The 15386-nt window shown below is 72.0% G+C and carries 15 protein-coding genes; 8 read left to right on the plus strand and 7 right to left on the minus strand.

Going from position 1 to position 15386, the window contains the following annotated elements; genetic code table 11:
• Positions 1-42 precede the first annotated feature (42 nt).
• Complete coding sequence (locus AB0J72_RS04615) at positions 43-1167, plus strand: IS630 family transposase (RefSeq protein WP_363394380.1); 1125 nt, start codon at positions 43-45, stop codon at positions 1165-1167.
• Between the two features lies 1 nt (position 1168).
• Here AB0J72_RS04615 and AB0J72_RS04620 read toward each other — a convergent pair whose 3' ends face one another.
• The 4 genes from AB0J72_RS04620 to rpmE all read right to left on the minus strand — a co-directional run bounded on the left by AB0J72_RS04620 (position 1169) and on the right by rpmE (position 3811).
• Positions 1169-1492, minus strand: coding sequence for a hypothetical protein (locus AB0J72_RS04620; protein WP_363394382.1), 324 nt, complete (start codon positions 1490-1492; stop codon positions 1169-1171).
• Positions 1493-2034: 542 nt separating this feature from the next.
• Positions 2035-2241 (minus strand): hypothetical protein, encoded by a 207-nt coding sequence (locus AB0J72_RS04625; protein ID WP_363394384.1) that lies wholly within the window; start codon positions 2239-2241, stop codon positions 2035-2037.
• Between the two features lie 128 nt (positions 2242-2369).
• Entirely contained in the window at positions 2370-3476 is a 1107-nt protein-coding gene (prfA, locus tag AB0J72_RS04630; protein ID WP_344510460.1) for a peptide chain release factor 1, read from the minus strand.
• 113 nt (positions 3477-3589) lie between these two features.
• Complete coding sequence (gene rpmE / locus AB0J72_RS04635; RefSeq protein WP_344510332.1) at positions 3590-3811, minus strand: 50S ribosomal protein L31; 222 nt, start codon at positions 3809-3811, stop codon at positions 3590-3592.
• 269 nt (positions 3812-4080) lie between these two features.
• Here rpmE and AB0J72_RS04640 point away from each other — a divergent pair, with 269 nt between their 5' ends.
• Positions 4081-5139: an RNA ligase gene (locus AB0J72_RS04640; RefSeq protein ID WP_363394386.1), complete on the plus strand. Its 1059-nt coding sequence runs from the start codon at positions 4081-4083 to the stop codon at positions 5137-5139.
• Positions 5139-6041: an AAA family ATPase gene (locus AB0J72_RS04645; RefSeq protein ID WP_363394388.1), complete on the plus strand. Its 903-nt coding sequence runs from the start codon at positions 5139-5141 to the stop codon at positions 6039-6041. Before AB0J72_RS04640 ends, AB0J72_RS04645 begins: the two co-directional genes overlap by 1 nt.
• A 77-nt stretch (positions 6042-6118) precedes the next feature.
• Here the strand turns inward: AB0J72_RS04645 and rho are convergent, their stop codons facing one another.
• A complete protein-coding gene (gene rho / locus AB0J72_RS04650; protein ID WP_363394390.1) occupies positions 6119-8278 on the minus strand; it encodes a transcription termination factor Rho in 2160 nt (719 codons plus the stop codon).
• Between the two features lie 291 nt (positions 8279-8569).
• Positions 8570-9511, minus strand: coding sequence for a homoserine kinase (gene thrB, locus AB0J72_RS04655; protein WP_363394392.1), 942 nt, complete (start codon positions 9509-9511; stop codon positions 8570-8572).
• 47 nt (positions 9512-9558) lie between these two features.
• Between thrB and AB0J72_RS04660 the strand changes: the two genes are divergently transcribed.
• The 5 genes from AB0J72_RS04660 (at position 9559) to AB0J72_RS04680 (ending at position 14219) form a co-directional block, all read left to right on the plus strand.
• On the plus strand, positions 9559-10755 hold the full coding sequence (locus AB0J72_RS04660; protein ID WP_363394394.1) for an MFS transporter: 1197 nt from the start codon (positions 9559-9561) through the stop codon (positions 10753-10755).
• 30 nt (positions 10756-10785) lie between these two features.
• On the plus strand, positions 10786-11619 hold the full coding sequence (locus tag AB0J72_RS04665; protein ID WP_363394396.1) for an SPFH domain-containing protein: 834 nt from the start codon (positions 10786-10788) through the stop codon (positions 11617-11619).
• An 11-nt stretch (positions 11620-11630) separates the two neighbouring features.
• On the plus strand, positions 11631-11822 hold the full coding sequence (locus tag AB0J72_RS04670; RefSeq protein WP_363394398.1) for a hypothetical protein: 192 nt from the start codon (positions 11631-11633) through the stop codon (positions 11820-11822).
• Between the two features lie 84 nt (positions 11823-11906).
• Positions 11907-13418 carry a hypothetical protein gene (locus AB0J72_RS04675; protein ID WP_363394400.1) on the plus strand — a complete coding sequence of 504 codons (1512 nt, stop codon included), beginning with the start codon at positions 11907-11909 and terminating at the stop codon, positions 13416-13418.
• A gap of 75 nt (positions 13419-13493) precedes the next feature.
• Complete coding sequence (locus tag AB0J72_RS04680; RefSeq protein WP_363394402.1) at positions 13494-14219, plus strand: hypothetical protein; 726 nt, start codon at positions 13494-13496, stop codon at positions 14217-14219.
• Positions 14220-14336: 117 nt separating this feature from the next.
• Here the strand turns inward: AB0J72_RS04680 and thrC are convergent, their stop codons facing one another.
• A complete protein-coding gene (thrC, locus tag AB0J72_RS04685; RefSeq protein ID WP_363394404.1) occupies positions 14337-15386 on the minus strand; it encodes a threonine synthase in 1050 nt (349 codons plus the stop codon).

Raw genomic sequence — 15386 nt, forward strand, 5'->3', positions numbered from 1 at the left:
GGCCTGCGGGCCGGTCGGCGTTGTCGCGGTCAGGCTGTCGGGGTGGCAGAACCTGTGCGGGTGCGGCGGCTGTCTGACCAGGAGGGTCAGCAGTTGCTGCGGATAACCAGACGAGGTACCGGCTCCGCGATCCGGCTGCGCCGGGCGATGGTCGTCCTCGCGTCGGCCGGCGGCAACAGCGTGCCGGTGATCGCGCGGCTGGTCCAGGCCGATGAGGACTCGGTCCGGCAGGTCATTCACCGGTTCAACGAGTTGGGCATGGCCAGCCTCAACCCTCAGTGGGCGGGTGGCCGTCCCCGCCTGATCAGTGAAGACGACGAAGCGTTCATCGTCGCGACGGCCAACACGCGTCCCGAAGCGCTCGACCAGCCGTTCACCCGCTGGAGCCTGCGGAAACTCGCCGACTACCTCGCCCACAACCGCGGCCCTCGCCGGGTGCGGGTCGGTCGGGAACGGCTCCGACAGCTGCTGCGCAAGCATGACCTGACGTTCCAGCGCACGAAGACGTGGAAGGAGTCCAACGACCCCGCCAAGGAAGCCAAACTCGCCCGTATCGAGCAGGTCATGACCGAGGCCCCGGATCGGGTGTTCGCGTTCGACGAGTTCGGCCCGCTCACGATCCGCCCGCACGGCGGGGCGGGCTGGGCACCGGCAGGACATCCGGACCGGCTCCCGGCGAACTACCACAAGCTGCACGGGGTGCGGCAGTTCCACGGCTGCTACTCGGTCGGCGACGACACCCTCTGGGGTGTCGTGCGCCGCCGCAAGTCCGCCACGAACACCCTGGCCGCGCTCAAGTCGATCCGCGCCGCCCGGCCGGACGGCGCACCGATCTACGTCATCCTGGACAATCTTTCCGCCCACCGCGGCGCGGCGATCCGCCAGTGGGCGGCCCGGCACAAGGTCGAGCTCTGCTTCACCCCGACCTACTCGTCCTGGGCCAACCCGATCGAGGCCCACTTCGGGCCGCTGCGCATGTTCACCGTCGCCGGCTCAAACCGCGCCAACCACCCGGCCTCGACCAAGGCCATCCACGCCTACCTGCGCTGGCGCAACGCCAACACCCGCCACCCCGACGTCCTAGCCGCACAACGCCGCGAACGCGCCCGCATCCGCAGTGAGAAAGGCATCCGCTGGGGTGGACGCTCTCTCGCTGCCGCGGCCTGACCTATCGCACGGACCGCAACGCCGCCGCGACCTCGACAACATCCAGGTCGACAACGACCTCCTCACCGTCGCCAACGCCGCGCTCACTGATCGCCAGACCGATCAAGGCCAGTCCGGCGGCATCGTCACGCAGTTCGAACTCCTCGCGACTCTCCTCGCCGATCCCGCCCAGTTCTTCGCGATTCCAGGCGGCGACGGCCGACTCGGCCAGAGACCGAGGCAACCGCACGCTGATCCGACCCACCTGGCGATCAAGACAAGCCCCGATCGCCGCCAGCACCGTCCGATCCTGCTGATATCGCAGGTACTGTTCGCGATCTTCCACGAGGCGAGGCTACTCCGGCCCTACCGAGCCGACGACCCCAAGCCGGTCAACGTTAGTGGTCAGGGCACTACACAACCTCTACTGGATCACGGAAACTCCGGGCGGTCCCGAATCAGGGCGGCAGTCCTGGCTACCAGAACCGCACGGGATCACGAGTGGCGAGCGCCTGACTGCCGGGTTGCGCTCAGCACCGCCACGACCCGACGCAAATCCGAATTATCCGGCGGCGAGCCCGACCCCATGCGAGTCCCCGGTCCGCGAAGCCCGGTCCGGGGCCGACCCTCCCCGTGATCCCGAATGGTTTCGGTAGCCCTGGCTACCAGAACCGCACGGGATCATGAGGTAGTGACGAACATCGCTTGCTGGATCGGGCGGTACCGGAGCGATTGCCCATGATCCGGAAGACCTTGTGCACCCCTGGCTACACGATCTCTACCGGATCATGGAGGAGTGGCAGTGTCGGAGTGCCGACAGTTCCCCCTGTGCCGGATATTTCGGAATTGGGAGGGGGTTGCGGCGTGAGGAAGAGAGCTAGGAGCGGGTCAGCGGACGGCGTGCAGGATGCGGGCGTTTTCCTCGCGGATGCGGGCGCGCTCCTGGTCGGCGCAGACGGCGGCCCAGGCGTTGGCCTTGGCGGTGGGCATGCGGTCGGCGCCCAGCATCGACAGACCCACCTTGTAGATCAGGTCGGCGGCGGTGCCGACCACTACGCGTGGGGCTGCAGATAGGTCGACGGGCGACGATGGCATGGCGTCCCTCCGGAGGCTCGGCTCGGCAGCGTGATCACGATCGGTAAGGTCATCCGGCTCGAAACGCTACCTGACTCCAGGCTGCCCCTGCACCGTTTCCGCTGTGTGACGTCTGCGTTAGACCCGCATCACCCTCGGCTGAGCTGGTCGTCACCCGCGAGGCGGGCCTTGCGGTCGGCGTCGGCCAGGGCGTCCAGGACGCCGTCGAGGTCGCCGGCCATGGCCAGGTCCAGGTTGTACGCCGTGTAACCGATGCGGTGGTCGGAGATGCGGTTCTGCGGGTAGTTGTAGGTGCGGATGCGCTCGGAGCGGTCGACGGTGCGCACCTGGGAGCGGCGGGCGTCGCCTGCCGCGGCGGCGGCCTGCTCCTCGGCGAGGGCGGCCAGCTTGACCTTGAGCATGCGCATCGCGCGGTCCTTGTTCTGCAGCTGGGAGCGCTCGTTCTGGCAGGAGACGACGATGCCGGTCGGCAGGTGGGTGATGCGGACGGCCGAGTCGGTGGTGTTGACGCTCTGGCCGCCGGGGCCCGAGGAGCGGAAGACGTCGATGCGCAGGTCGTTGGCGTCGACCTCGATCTCGCCCGCCTCCTCGATCTCGGGGGTCACGAGGACGCCGGCGGCGCTGGTGTGGATGCGGCCCTGCGACTCGGTGGCCGGCACGCGCTGGACGCGGTGGACGCCGCCCTCCCACTTCAGCCTGGACCAGACGCCGTTGCCGGCCTCGGGGATGCCGCGGGTCTTGATGGACACGGCGACGTCCTTGAAGCCGCCCAGGTCGGACTCCTGCGAGTCGAGGACCTCGGTCTGCCAGCCGTGGCGCTCGGCGTAGCGCATGTACATCCGCAGCAGGTCGCCGGCGAACAGGGCGGACTCCTCGCCGCCCTCGCCGGCCTTGACCTCCAGGATGATGTCCTTGGCGTCGTTGGGGTCGCGCGGGGCGAGCAGCTCGGCCAGGCGCTCCTCGATGTGCGGGATGCGCGCTTCCAGCTCGTCGGCCTCGCCGCCGAACGCCGGGTCCTCGGCGGCCAGCTCGCGGGCCGCCGCGAGGTCCTCGCGGGCCGCGTCGAGCTCGCCGGAGGTCTTCGCGATCGGCGACAGCTCGGCGAAGCGCCGGCCGGTCTTGCGGGCCAGGCCCTGGTCGGCGTGGATGCTCGGGTCGGCGAGCTTCTGCTCGAGCTCCTGGTATTCGGCGAGAAGCGCCTGCAGTCGCTGCCCTGAAGAGGTGTCGGTGCTCATTGTCTCGCGCCCCACAAGAGAACCCCACGAGGGGGAAAATCGGCCAAGGACGAAGTCGGCGCCCGCACCGACCCCCGTGCCAGACGGAGGTGGTACGGGCGCCGGAGGCGCAGCTAGGCCTTCTTGGCCTGGACCTTCGCGTACTTCTGCTGGAACTTCGCGACCCGGCCGGCGGTGTCGAGCACACGCTGCTTGCCCGTGTAGAACGGGTGGCAGACGGAGCACGTCTCCACGTGGATCGTGCCGCCCTTGGCGGTGCTGCGGGTGGTGAAAGCATTGCCGCAGGAACAGGTGACCTCGGTGGTCGCATACTGCGGGTGGATGTCCGGCTTCATGGCCGCCGTCCTTTCGTCGTGGTCGCCGGGTCGCCGTATGGCGTGAACCGGAACCTGGTCTGGCCGTCGGTCAAGTCTGCCATGACCGGGTCACGGCACCTCAACCGGTGTCTGTAACGCCACTCCCCCCGCCGGCATTCCCGCCGCACGCGGCACGCATGAACCGGGCCGGGCAGCACCAAGCGCCGCCGAAGCGAAGCATGGTAACCGCGCTGCACCCAAGTACACGCGAATAAGGCGAGCACGGCTCACCTACCCTGACCCGTGCTATGAGCCTTCACATCGACGCACTGTGTGACCCGGCGCTGCTGGCCGAGATGGCCGGCGGCGGCTTCGTGCGCACGCAGCGCCACCCCTCGCTGCCCCTGCTGATCCACAACTACACCGAGAAGGCGCAGTACGAGAACGTCTGGAACGCGGCCACGCTCGCGTGCCGGGGCCTCGTCGCGCACGCCGAGACCGGCATGGTGCTCGCGCGGCCGTTCACGAAGTTCTTCAACCACGGCCAGCCGGGCGTGCCCGAGATGGACTTCGACGGTCCGGTGCGCGTCACCGACAAGGCCGACGGCTCGCTGGGCATCATGTACCCGACGCCGGACGGCTGGGCGTTCGCGACCCGCGGCTCGTTCGACTCGGAGCAGGCGCGGCACGCGACGGCGCTGTTCCGCGAGCGGTACGCCGGCCGCTTCACGCCGCCGGAGGGCCTCACAGTGCTGGTGGAGATCATCTACCCGTCGAACCGGATCGTGCTCGACTACGCCGGCCTCGACGACCTCGTGCTCCTCGGCGCGGTCGAGATCGCCACGGGCCGCAGCCACGGCCCGGAGGCGGTGCCCGGCTGGCCGGGCCCGGTCGTCGACACGTTCGACCACGCGACGCTCGCCGACGCGCTCGCCGCGCCGCCGCGCGACAATCGCGAGGGCCTCGTCGTGCACTTCACCGGCACCGACACCAGACTGAAGATCAAGTATTCGGAGTACGTGCGGCTGCACCGCATCGTGACCGGGCTCAACGCCCGGGTCGTGTGGGAGGCCGCCGGCGCCGGCACGCTCGACGCGCTGCTGGAGCCGCTGCCCGACGAGTTCCACGCGTGGGCGACGAGGATCGCCGGCGGGCTGCGCGAGGAGGCGGCGGCGCTCGCGGCCGAGGTCGAGTCGGCGTACGAGGCGACCGTCGCTACGCTGCCCGACGGCTGGGGGCGCAAGGAGTTCGCGCTCGCGGTCGCGAAGCACCCGGCGCGCAGCTGCCTGTTCCTGCGCCTCGACGACAAGGACTACCGGGGCCTGCTCTGGCAGCGGGTCCGGCCCATGGTGACGGAGGAGAGCTGATGGCGTCGCTGACCATCACCCGGGGGCTGCCCGCCTCGGGCAAGACCACCTGGGCCCGTGCCCAGGCCGGGCTGGTCCGCGTGAACCGCGACGACCTCCGCACGATGATGCACGGCGGCCGGGTCGCCGACGACGCGCTGCGCGGCCGGGCCGAGAAGGAGGTCACGCGGGCGCACCACGCCGCGATCGACGCGCTGCTGCTCGGCGGCGCCGACGTCGTGTGCGACGACACCAACCTGCGGTCCCGGGTCGTGCGCGAGCTGGCGGAGCTGGCGGCGAAGCACGGCGCGGCCTTCACCGTGCGCGACTTCACCGACGTGCCCGTCGACGAGTGCGTCCGGCGCGACGCCTTGCGCGAGGGCCCCGGTCACGTCGGTGAGGAGGCGATCCGGTCCATGCATCAGCGGTACCTGGCGGGCCGCGCCCTGCCCTTGCCGCTGCCGGTGCTCGACACCGACGCCGGTGTGACGTACGAGCCGCCGCCGGACGCGCCACGGGTGGTGCTGGTCGACATCGACGGCACGGTCGCGCTGATCGCCGACCGCAGCCCGTACGACATCAGCCGGGTCCGCACCGACCTGCCCAACGCGCCCGTGATCGCGGCGGTCCGGGCGATGCACGCGGCGGGGCACGAGATCGTGTACTGCAGCGGCCGCACCGACGACTGCCGCGACGACACGGCGGCGTGGCTGGACGAGCACGTCGGCGTCCCGTACGCGGGCCTGTTCATGCGCGTCACCGGCGACCAGCGCCGCGACAGCATCGTGAAGCAGGAGATCTTCGACAAGGAGATCCGCAGCCGGTATCACGTGGTCGGCGTCTTCGACGACCGTCAGCAGGTGGTCCGGATGTGGCGGGCCCTGGGCCTGACCGTCTTCCAGGTCGCGGAGGGCAACTTCTAGTTCAGCGCTTCCGGCTTGTGTACGGGTACCCGAAAGCCCCCGTGGATCACGTCCACGGGGGCTTTCGAATGGTCGCTTTACTCGCCCGGTGTGGTCTGGGCGATCTGCATGAGGAACTCGACGTTGGTCCGGGTCTTCTTCAGCCGGTCCAGCAGCAGGTTGAGCGCCTCCTGCGAGTCGAGCGCGTGCAGCACCTTGCGCAGCTTGATGACGATCGCGAGCTCGTCGGGCGCCAGCAGGATCTCTTCCTTGCGGGTGCCGGACGGGTCGATGTCGATCGCCGGGAAGATGCGCCGGTCGGCGATCTTCCGGTCGAGCTTGAGCTCGGCGTTGCCCGTGCCCTTGAACTCCTCGAAGATGACCGTGTCACCGGTCGAGCCGGTCTCCACCAGCGCGGTGGCGATGATCGTCAGCGAGCCGCCGTTCTCGATGTTGCGGGCCGCGCCGAGGAACCGCTTCGGCGGGTAGAGCGCCGTCGAGTCGATACCACCGGACAGGATGCGGCCGCTCGCCGGCGACGCGTTGTTGTACGCGCGGCCGAGCCGGGTGATCGAGTCGAGCAGCACGACGACGTCGTGGCCCAGCTCGACGAGGCGCTTCGCCCGCTCGATCGACAGCTCGGCGACCGTGGCGTGGTCCGTCGGCGGCCGGTCGAACGTCGAGGCGATGACCTCGCCCTTCACCGACCGCTGCATGTCGGTGACCTCTTCGGGCCGCTCGTCGACCAGGACCACCATCAGGTGGCACTCCGGGTTGTTGCGGGTGATCGCGTTGGCGATCGACTGCAGCACCATCGTCTTGCCGGCCTTCGGCGGCGACACGATGAGCGCCCGCTGACCCTTGCCGATCGGCATGACGAGGTCGATGACGCGGGTGGTGAGGATGTGCGGCTCGGTCTCCAGCCGCAGGCGGTCCTGCGGGTAGAGCGGGGTCAGCTTGTAGAACTCGGGGCGGCGCTTGGCCTCCTCCGGGTCCATCCCGTTGACCGTGTCGAGGCGCACGAGCGGGTTGTACTTGTCGCGCCGCTGCTCGCCGTCGCGGGGCTGGCGCACGGCACCGGTCACGGCGTCGCCGCGGCGCAGCCCGTAGCGCTTGACCTGCGACATCGCGACATACACATCGTTGGAGCCGGACAGGTAGCCGGTGGTCCGCACGAACGCGTAGTTGTCGAGCACGTCGAGGATGCCGGCGACCGGCACGAGCACGTCGTCGTCGCTGACCTGCGGCTCGTTGCCACCGCGGGCGCCCGCGGCGCCGGTCGGCTGCACCTCGCCGTCGCGGTCACGGCCGCGGCGGCGGTCCCGGAAGCGGCTGCGGCGGCCGCGGCGGCCGGTGCCGTCGTCGTCGCCGTCCTCGTCGTTGAAGCTGCCGCGCTGGTTGCGGTCGCCGGCGGCGCGGTCGCCGCGCTCGCCACCGCTGCGGTCGGCGCCGCTGTTGCGGTCACCGCGCTCGGTGCGCTCGTTGCGCTCGGCCCGCTCGGTGCGCTCGCCGCGCTCGGTCCGCTCACCCCGCTCGGTCCGGTCGCCGCGCTCGCTCCGCTCCGTCCGCTCGGCCCGCTCGGCGCGGTCCGTGCGCTCGGCGCGCTCGGTCCGGTCGCCACGCTCGGCCCGCTCGGTGCGGTCGGCCCGCTCCGTGCGCTCCGTGCGCTCAGCGCGCTCGGCGGCCGGGGCAGAGGCGGCGGCGCGCGAACGGGTGCGGGCCGGACGCTCGGTGGTCTCGGCAGCCGGCTCGGCGGCCTTCTCCACCGCGGCCGGGGCCTGCTCGGCGGCGGCCGCGGGGGCCTCGGTGGCGGCGGCCGCAGCCGCGCGCGGCTCCGGCGGGCCGGCGGCCCGGGTGGCCCGGCGAGGGGAACGCGTGACGGGTGCCTCGGCCGCGCCCTGGGTGGCGGACGGCCAGTCCTGCTCCGAGGGCTCGGCGACGCGTGCCTCGGCACGCGTCCCGGCGCGGACCCGACCGGTGACGGCGGGAGCGGCCTCGGCGGCCGCCGCGGCGGCGGGCGCCGGGCGGGACTCGCCGGACTGACGCTCCTGGATGGCCGTTACCAGCTCACCCTTGCGCATCCGCGCGGTGCCGGAGATGCCCAACGAGGCGGCAAGGCTCTGCAGTTCGGGCAGCAGCATGCCGGACAGCCCGGTGCCAGAGCGGCGCCGACGCGTCGCCCCAGCCTCGGCGCCGTCGGTCTCGACCGCGGCGCGGTCGCTCGAGACATCCGACGTGACGTCGGTGGTGTCGCTCAATGGATTCCTTCCCTCGTTAGGCCGGGATGCCCGGAGACGAGACACGGTGGCCGGGCGGCCCGGGGGCTCCCACCTCGCTGCCTGGCAGCGGTGCGGGAGGTGTTGCAGCGCTGTGCGGTGAGCCGGGCGCCACCATCTGCGGCCTGGCCCAGCCGTGCGCGCGCGATCACTGGAGACGCGGGTTGGCGGCCGGGCGTGCGCAAAGGGGTGCCACGGAAATCGGAGCACGCCGCCCCGCATGAGATCGCCGCACGGAGCGGCTGCTGTAGGACTAGAGAGTAAACAACTCGCCTAGCCAGCGGCAACAGGGTCCCGATCGGCGTGTTCCAGCGTACCCCACACCAGGTCAACCCCGACGAGGGCACCCACCAGATCGACATCGAGCGGCAATACCCGCCAGCCCGGCACCGCGGAAGGCGTCCAGTCGTCGCCGGTCAGCGCCAGGACGCTCGGCCCCGCGCCCGAGATGACGGCCGCGACGCCCTCGGCCCGCAGCGACGCGACCAGATCCGCACTGCCGGGCATGGACGGCGCCCGATATCCCTGGTGCAGCCGGTCTTCCGTGGCCGCGAACAGGTGCGACGGATCGACGGTGATCGCATGAACGAGCAGCGCGGCCCGTCCGGCGTTGAGCGCGGCGTCGGCGTGCGGCACGGTCGCCGGCAGCGCGGCCCGCGCCACCTCGGTCAGCCCCCGCGACTCCGGCACGAATACGAACGGGCGGACCGGCGCGGCGGGATCCACCCGTACGGCGGCGGCACCGGCATCCTCGGTCCAGGCGATCGTCACACCGCCCAGCAGGCACGGCGCCACGTTGTCCGGGTGCCCTTCGAGCTCGGCGGCGATGCGCAGCAGGCCCTGCTCGTCGAGCCGCTCGGCGCCGTCGCTGACCAGCGCCCGGGCGAGGACCACCCCGGCCACGATCGCGGCCGACGACGAGCCCATGCCGCGGGCCTGCGGGATGCGGTTGACGCAGCGCAGCGCCAGCCCGGCCGGCCGCTCCCCCAGCTCGTCGAACACGCGCCGCATGGCCCGCACGACCAGGTGCGTCTCGTCGCCGGGCAGCTCGCCGGCGCCCTCGCCGATCACCTCGACGGTCACCCCGTGGCCGGTCACCCGCGCCTCGACCTCGTCGTGCAGCGACAGGGCCAACCCGAGCGCGTCGAAGCCGGGTCCCAGGTTCGCGCTCGTCGCGGGCACGCGGACGGTGACCGGAGTGGACAGCAGGGCCATACCAATAATGAGATCACGCCCGTCGCGGCACCCCCTAGGGTGGGCCGGTGCCGCCCACATTGTCGATCCTGGTCCGCAACCGCGACTTCCGCCGCCTGTTCACGGCAGACCTGATCGGCCTCGGCGCCGACTGGTTCGTGCAGATCCCGCTGCTCACCCTGCTGCTGCAGCTGACCGGCTCCGGGCTGTGGGGCGCGCTCGTGCTGGCCGCCGACGTCGGCGTGATCGCGCTGCTGCAGCCGTACGCGGGAGTCATCGCCGACCGGTTCGACCGCCGCAGGATCCTCATCGCCGCGGAGATCGCGATGGCCGTCGCCACGCTCGCGCTGCTGCTGGTGCGCACCGCGGCGGCGGCATGGCTGGCGGTGCTGTTCATCGGCGTCATCGCGGTGGCGAAGGCGTTCTTCGTCCCGGCCGCCTCGGCGGCCCTGCCCAACGTCGTCGACGCCGAAGACCTGCCCACCGCCAACGCGCTGTCCGGCGCCGCCTGGGGCACCACGCTCGTCGTCGGCGCGTCGCTGGGCGGCATCGCGTCGGCCGTCGTCGGCCCGTACTGGTGCTTCGCCCTCTCCAGCGCCCTGTGCTTCCTGTCGGCCGTCCAGATCGTCCGCGTACGCCGGCCGCTGCAGGTCACCGTCGCGACGGCGAAGCCGGAGATCGGGGAGGCGCTGCGGTACATCCGCAAACACCCGCGGGTGGCCTCGCTGGTGACGGTCAAGGCGGCGGCCGGCCTCGGCAACGGCGTGCTGACCACCTTCCCGCTGCTCGCCGCGGCGCACGGGTTCGGCTCGACGGGCGTCGGGCTGCTCTTCGCGGCGCGCGGCCTCGGCGCGCTCGTCGGCCCGTTCGTGCTGCGGCGGGTGCTCAGCCACCCCTCGTGGCTGCTGCCGGGCATGGCGGTGTCGATGTCGCTCTTCGGGCTGATGTATCTCGCCGTCGGTGCCGCACCGTGGTTCGCGCTGGTCCTCGCCTGCGTCAGCCTCGCCCACCTGGCCGGCGGCGGCAACTGGACGATGTCCAACTTCGCGCTGCAGGCCGAGATCCCCGACGCGCTGCGGGGCCGCATCTTCGCCACCGACGTCATGCTCGCCCTGCTGTCGGTCGCGGCGTCGCAGCTGATCGTCGGCGCGTTCATCGACCGGGCCGACCCTCGCCTGCTCGCCGCGATCTGCGGCGCTGTGACGCTCATCTACGCGGCCGGCTGGACGGTGGTCACCAGGCGGCTCCGCTTTGCGGTATCGTAGTGATATCACTTCGATAGCTGGGAGGCTGTCATGGAGCGACGTGCGTTCCGCGTGTCCGGGTTCCTGATCCTGCTCGTACTGGTCGCCGCGGTCGGCGCGGCGGCCGCGGTCGACCACACCGGCGTGCTCGTCGCCGTCGCGGCCACGGCCGCGGTGCTGCTCATGACGGGCTTCACCGTCGTCAACCCGAACCAGTCGCGGGTCGTGCAGTTCTTCGGCCGCTACGTCGGCACGATCCACACCGCCGGCTTCCACTGGACCGTCCCGCTGAGCTCGAAGCGCAGCGTCTCGCTCCGGGTGCGCAACTTCGAGACCGCCCGCCTGAAGGTCTCCGACGCCGACGGCAACCCCGTCGAGATCGCCGCCGTCGTCGTCTGGCGCGTCGTCGACACGTTCAAGGCGTCCTTCGGCGTCGACGACCACATCTCGTACGTCGCCGTCCAGGCCGAGGCCGCCGTCCGGCATCTGGCGACGAGCTACCCGTACGAGACGCACGACGACGGCCGCACCAGCCTCCGCGAGGGCACCGCGGTCAGCGAGGAGCTCACGGTCGAGCTGAGCGAGCGGGCCGCCCTCGCCGGCGTCGAGGTGCTCGAGTCGCGCATCACCCACCTGGCTTACGCCCCGGAGATCGCCCAGGCCATGCTCGCCCGCCAGCAGGCCAGCGCCATCGTCGGCGCCCGCTTCAAAATCGTCGAGGGCGCGGTCGGCATGGTGCAGAGCGCCCTGGACCGCCTGCGCGAGCTGGAGGTCGTCGAGCTGGACGAGGAGCGCAAGGCCCAGATGGTGGCCAACCTGCTCGTCGTCCTCTGCGGCGACCGCAACGTCCAGCCGGTCGTGAACACCGGCTCGCTGTACAGCTGAGGACCTGGGCCGTGCCCGAACGCAAGAAGCTCCTCCTGCGCCTCGACCCCCAGGTCTACGACGCGGTCGCCCGCTGGGCCGCCGACGACCTGCGCAGCGTCAACGCACAGATCGAGTTCGCCCTCCGCCTGGCCCTCCGCCAGACCGGCCGCAACCCCCGCCCCTCCCCCGACCCCCCGGACCCGACTCCGACCGACGATTAGCCGCGTTCAAAGTTCCGGACGACGTCCAGATCTGGTGTACATTGACGTCCAGATCTGGATGACGTCTGCGACGAGGTGAGCGCGGTGGGCGAGCCGACAGGACTGGCGAAGCTTCAGGCCGCCATGAAGGCCGGCGTCCAGCGGGCAGGCAACCGGGCGTCGGCTGAGGTCCGGGCCACGGCCGGCCCGGCACCCGGTGAACGGGTGGCCGCGGCCCAGGAGCTGCGACGGCTGGCCGATGCCGCGCTGCGCGCCGCGGTGATCGCCGAGCGCGAGGACGGCACGTCGTGGGAGGTCATCGGCGGGGAGCTCGGCACGTCCCGGTCGGGCGCGCACGGCCGGTTCGCGGACGACGTCACCGAATGGCGGCGCGAGCACCCGCGGACGGCACACCCTGAGGCCCAGGCCGCGCTCGGCTCGGCCTGGGCGGCCGTCGACGAGCTCGCCCGCCGGCAGCTGCTGCTCGACCCCGCGCGGTTGGAGGACGCGGAGCGTTCGCTGCGCGAGGCGGCCGACACGGGGGCGCCGCACGCCGTGACCGGCCTCGCGGAGCTGCTGCTGCTGACCGGCCGCGCCGACGAGGCGGAGCAGCTGCTGCGCACGGCCGCGACCGCCGGCGACGCGGACGCGGCCGTCAACCTGGCCGACGTGCTCCACCGCGCCGGACGGCTCACCGAGGCCGAGGAAGTGCTGCGCGGCGACGAGGCCATGCGGAGCGTGCGGGCGGCGCCGGCCCTGGCCGAGCTGCTGCACGGGACCGGCCGCCCCGAAGCGGGCGAGGCAGTGCTGCGCGACGCCGCCGAGCGGGGCAACGGCCGCGCGGTGACAGCGCTAGCCCTCCGGCTCCTCGACGACGACCGCATCGACGAGGCGGAGCAACTGCTGCACACGGCGGCAGCCGACGGGGACCGCAGGGCGGCCGAGCTGCTCGCCCGGCAGACCACGACGGGTGCCGACCCCGCGGAGGTCCTGTTCGACCGGGTCCTGCACGTGGCCGGCCATGGCACGGCGGCGAACCTGCTCGACGCCGGCCGCGTGGAGGACGCCCAGCGCATGCTGCACGACGTCTCGTCCCTGCCCACCGACGGCACGGCCATCGTCTTCGTCAACGCCTGCCGGGCATCGTCTACCGACGATCCGCAGGTCAGGCGCCGGGCGGCCGAGGCGCTCGCGGCGGCGGCAGGTGTCGGGGATTCGCGCGGCGAACGCATGGCCACCACCTACCGCGACTTCATCCGGGACTGGCTCGGCCGCGACGGCGTGCGTCGAGCGGCAGTCGAGGCACTGATGGCGACGGCATCTGGTCCTGGACAGGCGACGGCGGCCGACGTCCTGGTTTCGCTGAACCGCGACGGCGCTTCGCTGGACCGCGACGAGGAGCTTCTGCGCCGCGCAGCCGAGAGGTACCTGGCGTCGAGATCACGGACCGATTCCGTGATGCTTCCGAATCCGCCTGCCGCTGGGACCGCGGGAGGCAAGGCCGCGCAAGCGGCGGAGCGCGATGAGGCGCTGCGGGCGCTGGAGCGGCGGGTCGCCGTGCTCGAGGCGCGGATGGCGGCCGAGGATCACGCGGGCGGCAAGGTGTCGTCCGGCTGAGGACGCAGGGCCCGCCGACCGCGTCCTGCGAAGATCCGGGCGGTGGGCCCTGCCAACCACGAGGAGGAGCGGACTATGTCCACCCCCATGGTGCCGGGAGCAGCCACTCCCGGCGCCAGCATGGTCGTCGGGACCAGGATATACGGTCCTGTTCTCGACGAACCGAAGATCAATAAGCTCATCGATGCCGTCACCGACGGGGTCGGGGGGCCGGTCCGTCTCACCGCCATGTGGCAGGGCAGCCGGCTGAGCGCGGGCTCGACGGCCGGGCTGCGGCGGGAGATCGACGCGTCGCTGCAGGTCGGTGATCCGCGCCGGCTGGACTCGCTGCACATCGCGGCCGGTGACGGGGTGAACCGGCGGGCGGAGGTCGACGTGCTCGCGGCCGAGGCCGTCGTCGCCGTCGAGGCGGCCGACAGCGCGTGGGCGATCGGCCGCGCCGAACAGATCCGGCGGATGCTCCTGCACGCCAAGGGCATGCCGCAGCCCAAGCGGTGCCTGGAGAAGGGCAGCACGGTGGTGGGCGTCGCGGTCGCGGTGCTGACCGGACTCGCCCTGCTGCTCGGGCCCCTCACGGTGAGCGTGAGCGGGGGCGTTGGCGGGGTCGCGCTGGTGGTCGTCGGGGGCGCCGGCGGGTACATGGCCGGGCGTCACCGCGCGGCGCGGAACCGGACGGTCATCTGGATCGACGGCACCCTGCCGCGCTCGGGATGGGCGGCCTGGTCCACGTCGGACCGGATCGCGTTCGCCGCGCTCGTGGGCGGCCTGCTCGGCCTGATCGCGACGGTGCTCACGACCTGACCGCGGCAGGCCCGCCGATTGCGCTGCCTTCGGTGGAGCGCAGTGATCCGGAAGACTTCGTGTACCCCTGGGTGCACAAGGTCTTCCGGATCACGGGAGCAACGGTGGGCCGGAGCTTCAGGCCAGGTCGAGGGCCTTCGCGGCGGCGAGCGGGTCCGCGGGGATCGTCGTGGGGGCCGGGGCGGTCGAGATGGCCCACTCAGGGTCCTTCAGGCCGTGGCCGGTGACGGTGCAGACGATCGTCTGGCCGTGCTCGACCAGGCCCTGGGCGCTGGCCTGGAGCAGGCCCGCCACGGAGGCGGCGCTGCCGAGCTCGACGAAGACGCCGACGGAGCGGGCCAGCAGGCGGTAGGCCTGCAGGATGTCGCGGTCGGTGACGGCCTGGATGACGCCGTTGGACTCGTCGCGGGCGTCGACGGCCTTGGTCCAGGAGGCGGGGTTGCCGATGCGGATCGCGGTGGCGATCGTCGACGGCTCGCGGACGACGGCGCCGTTGACGATCGGGGCGGCGCCGGAGGCCTGGAAGCCGAACATGCGCGGGCGGCGGGTGGCGTTACCGGCCGCGAAGTCCTCCTGGTAGCCCATCCAGTACGCGCTGATGTTGCCGGCGTTGCCGACGGGCAGGCAGTGGATGTGCGGGGCGTCGCCCAGGCCGGCGACGATCTCGAAGGCGGCGGTCTTCTGGCCCTGGAGGCGGTCCGGGTTGACCGAGTTGACCAGGGAGACCGGGAAGTCGAGGGAGAGCTTCGAGGCGAGCGCCAGGCAGTCGTCGAAGTTGCCGGAGACCTGCAGGAGGCGGGCGCCGTGCACGAGGGCCTGGGCCAGCTTGCCGAGGGCGATCTTGCCGGTCGGGACGAGGACGGCGCAGGTGATGCCGGCGCGGGCGGCGTACGCCGCGGCGGACGCCGACGTGTTGCCGGTGGAGGCGCAGATGATCGCCTTCGCGCCCTCCTCGACGGCCTTCGAGACGGCGACGGTCATGCCGCGGTCCTTGAACGAGCCGGTCGGGTTGGCGCCCTCGACCTTCAGGTACACGTCGCACCCGGTGCGGGCGGACAGCTCCGGCGCCGGCAGCAGGGGCGTGTTGCCCTCGTGCAGGGTCACCACCGGAGTCTGTGGTCCGACCGGTAACCGGTCGCGGAACTCTTCGATCAATCCACGCCACAT

The sequence above is a fragment of the Dactylosporangium sp. NPDC049742 genome, from assembly GCF_040674675.1.
In the GTDB taxonomy this organism is placed as follows: domain Bacteria; phylum Actinomycetota; class Actinomycetes; order Mycobacteriales; family Micromonosporaceae; genus Dactylosporangium; species Dactylosporangium maewongense.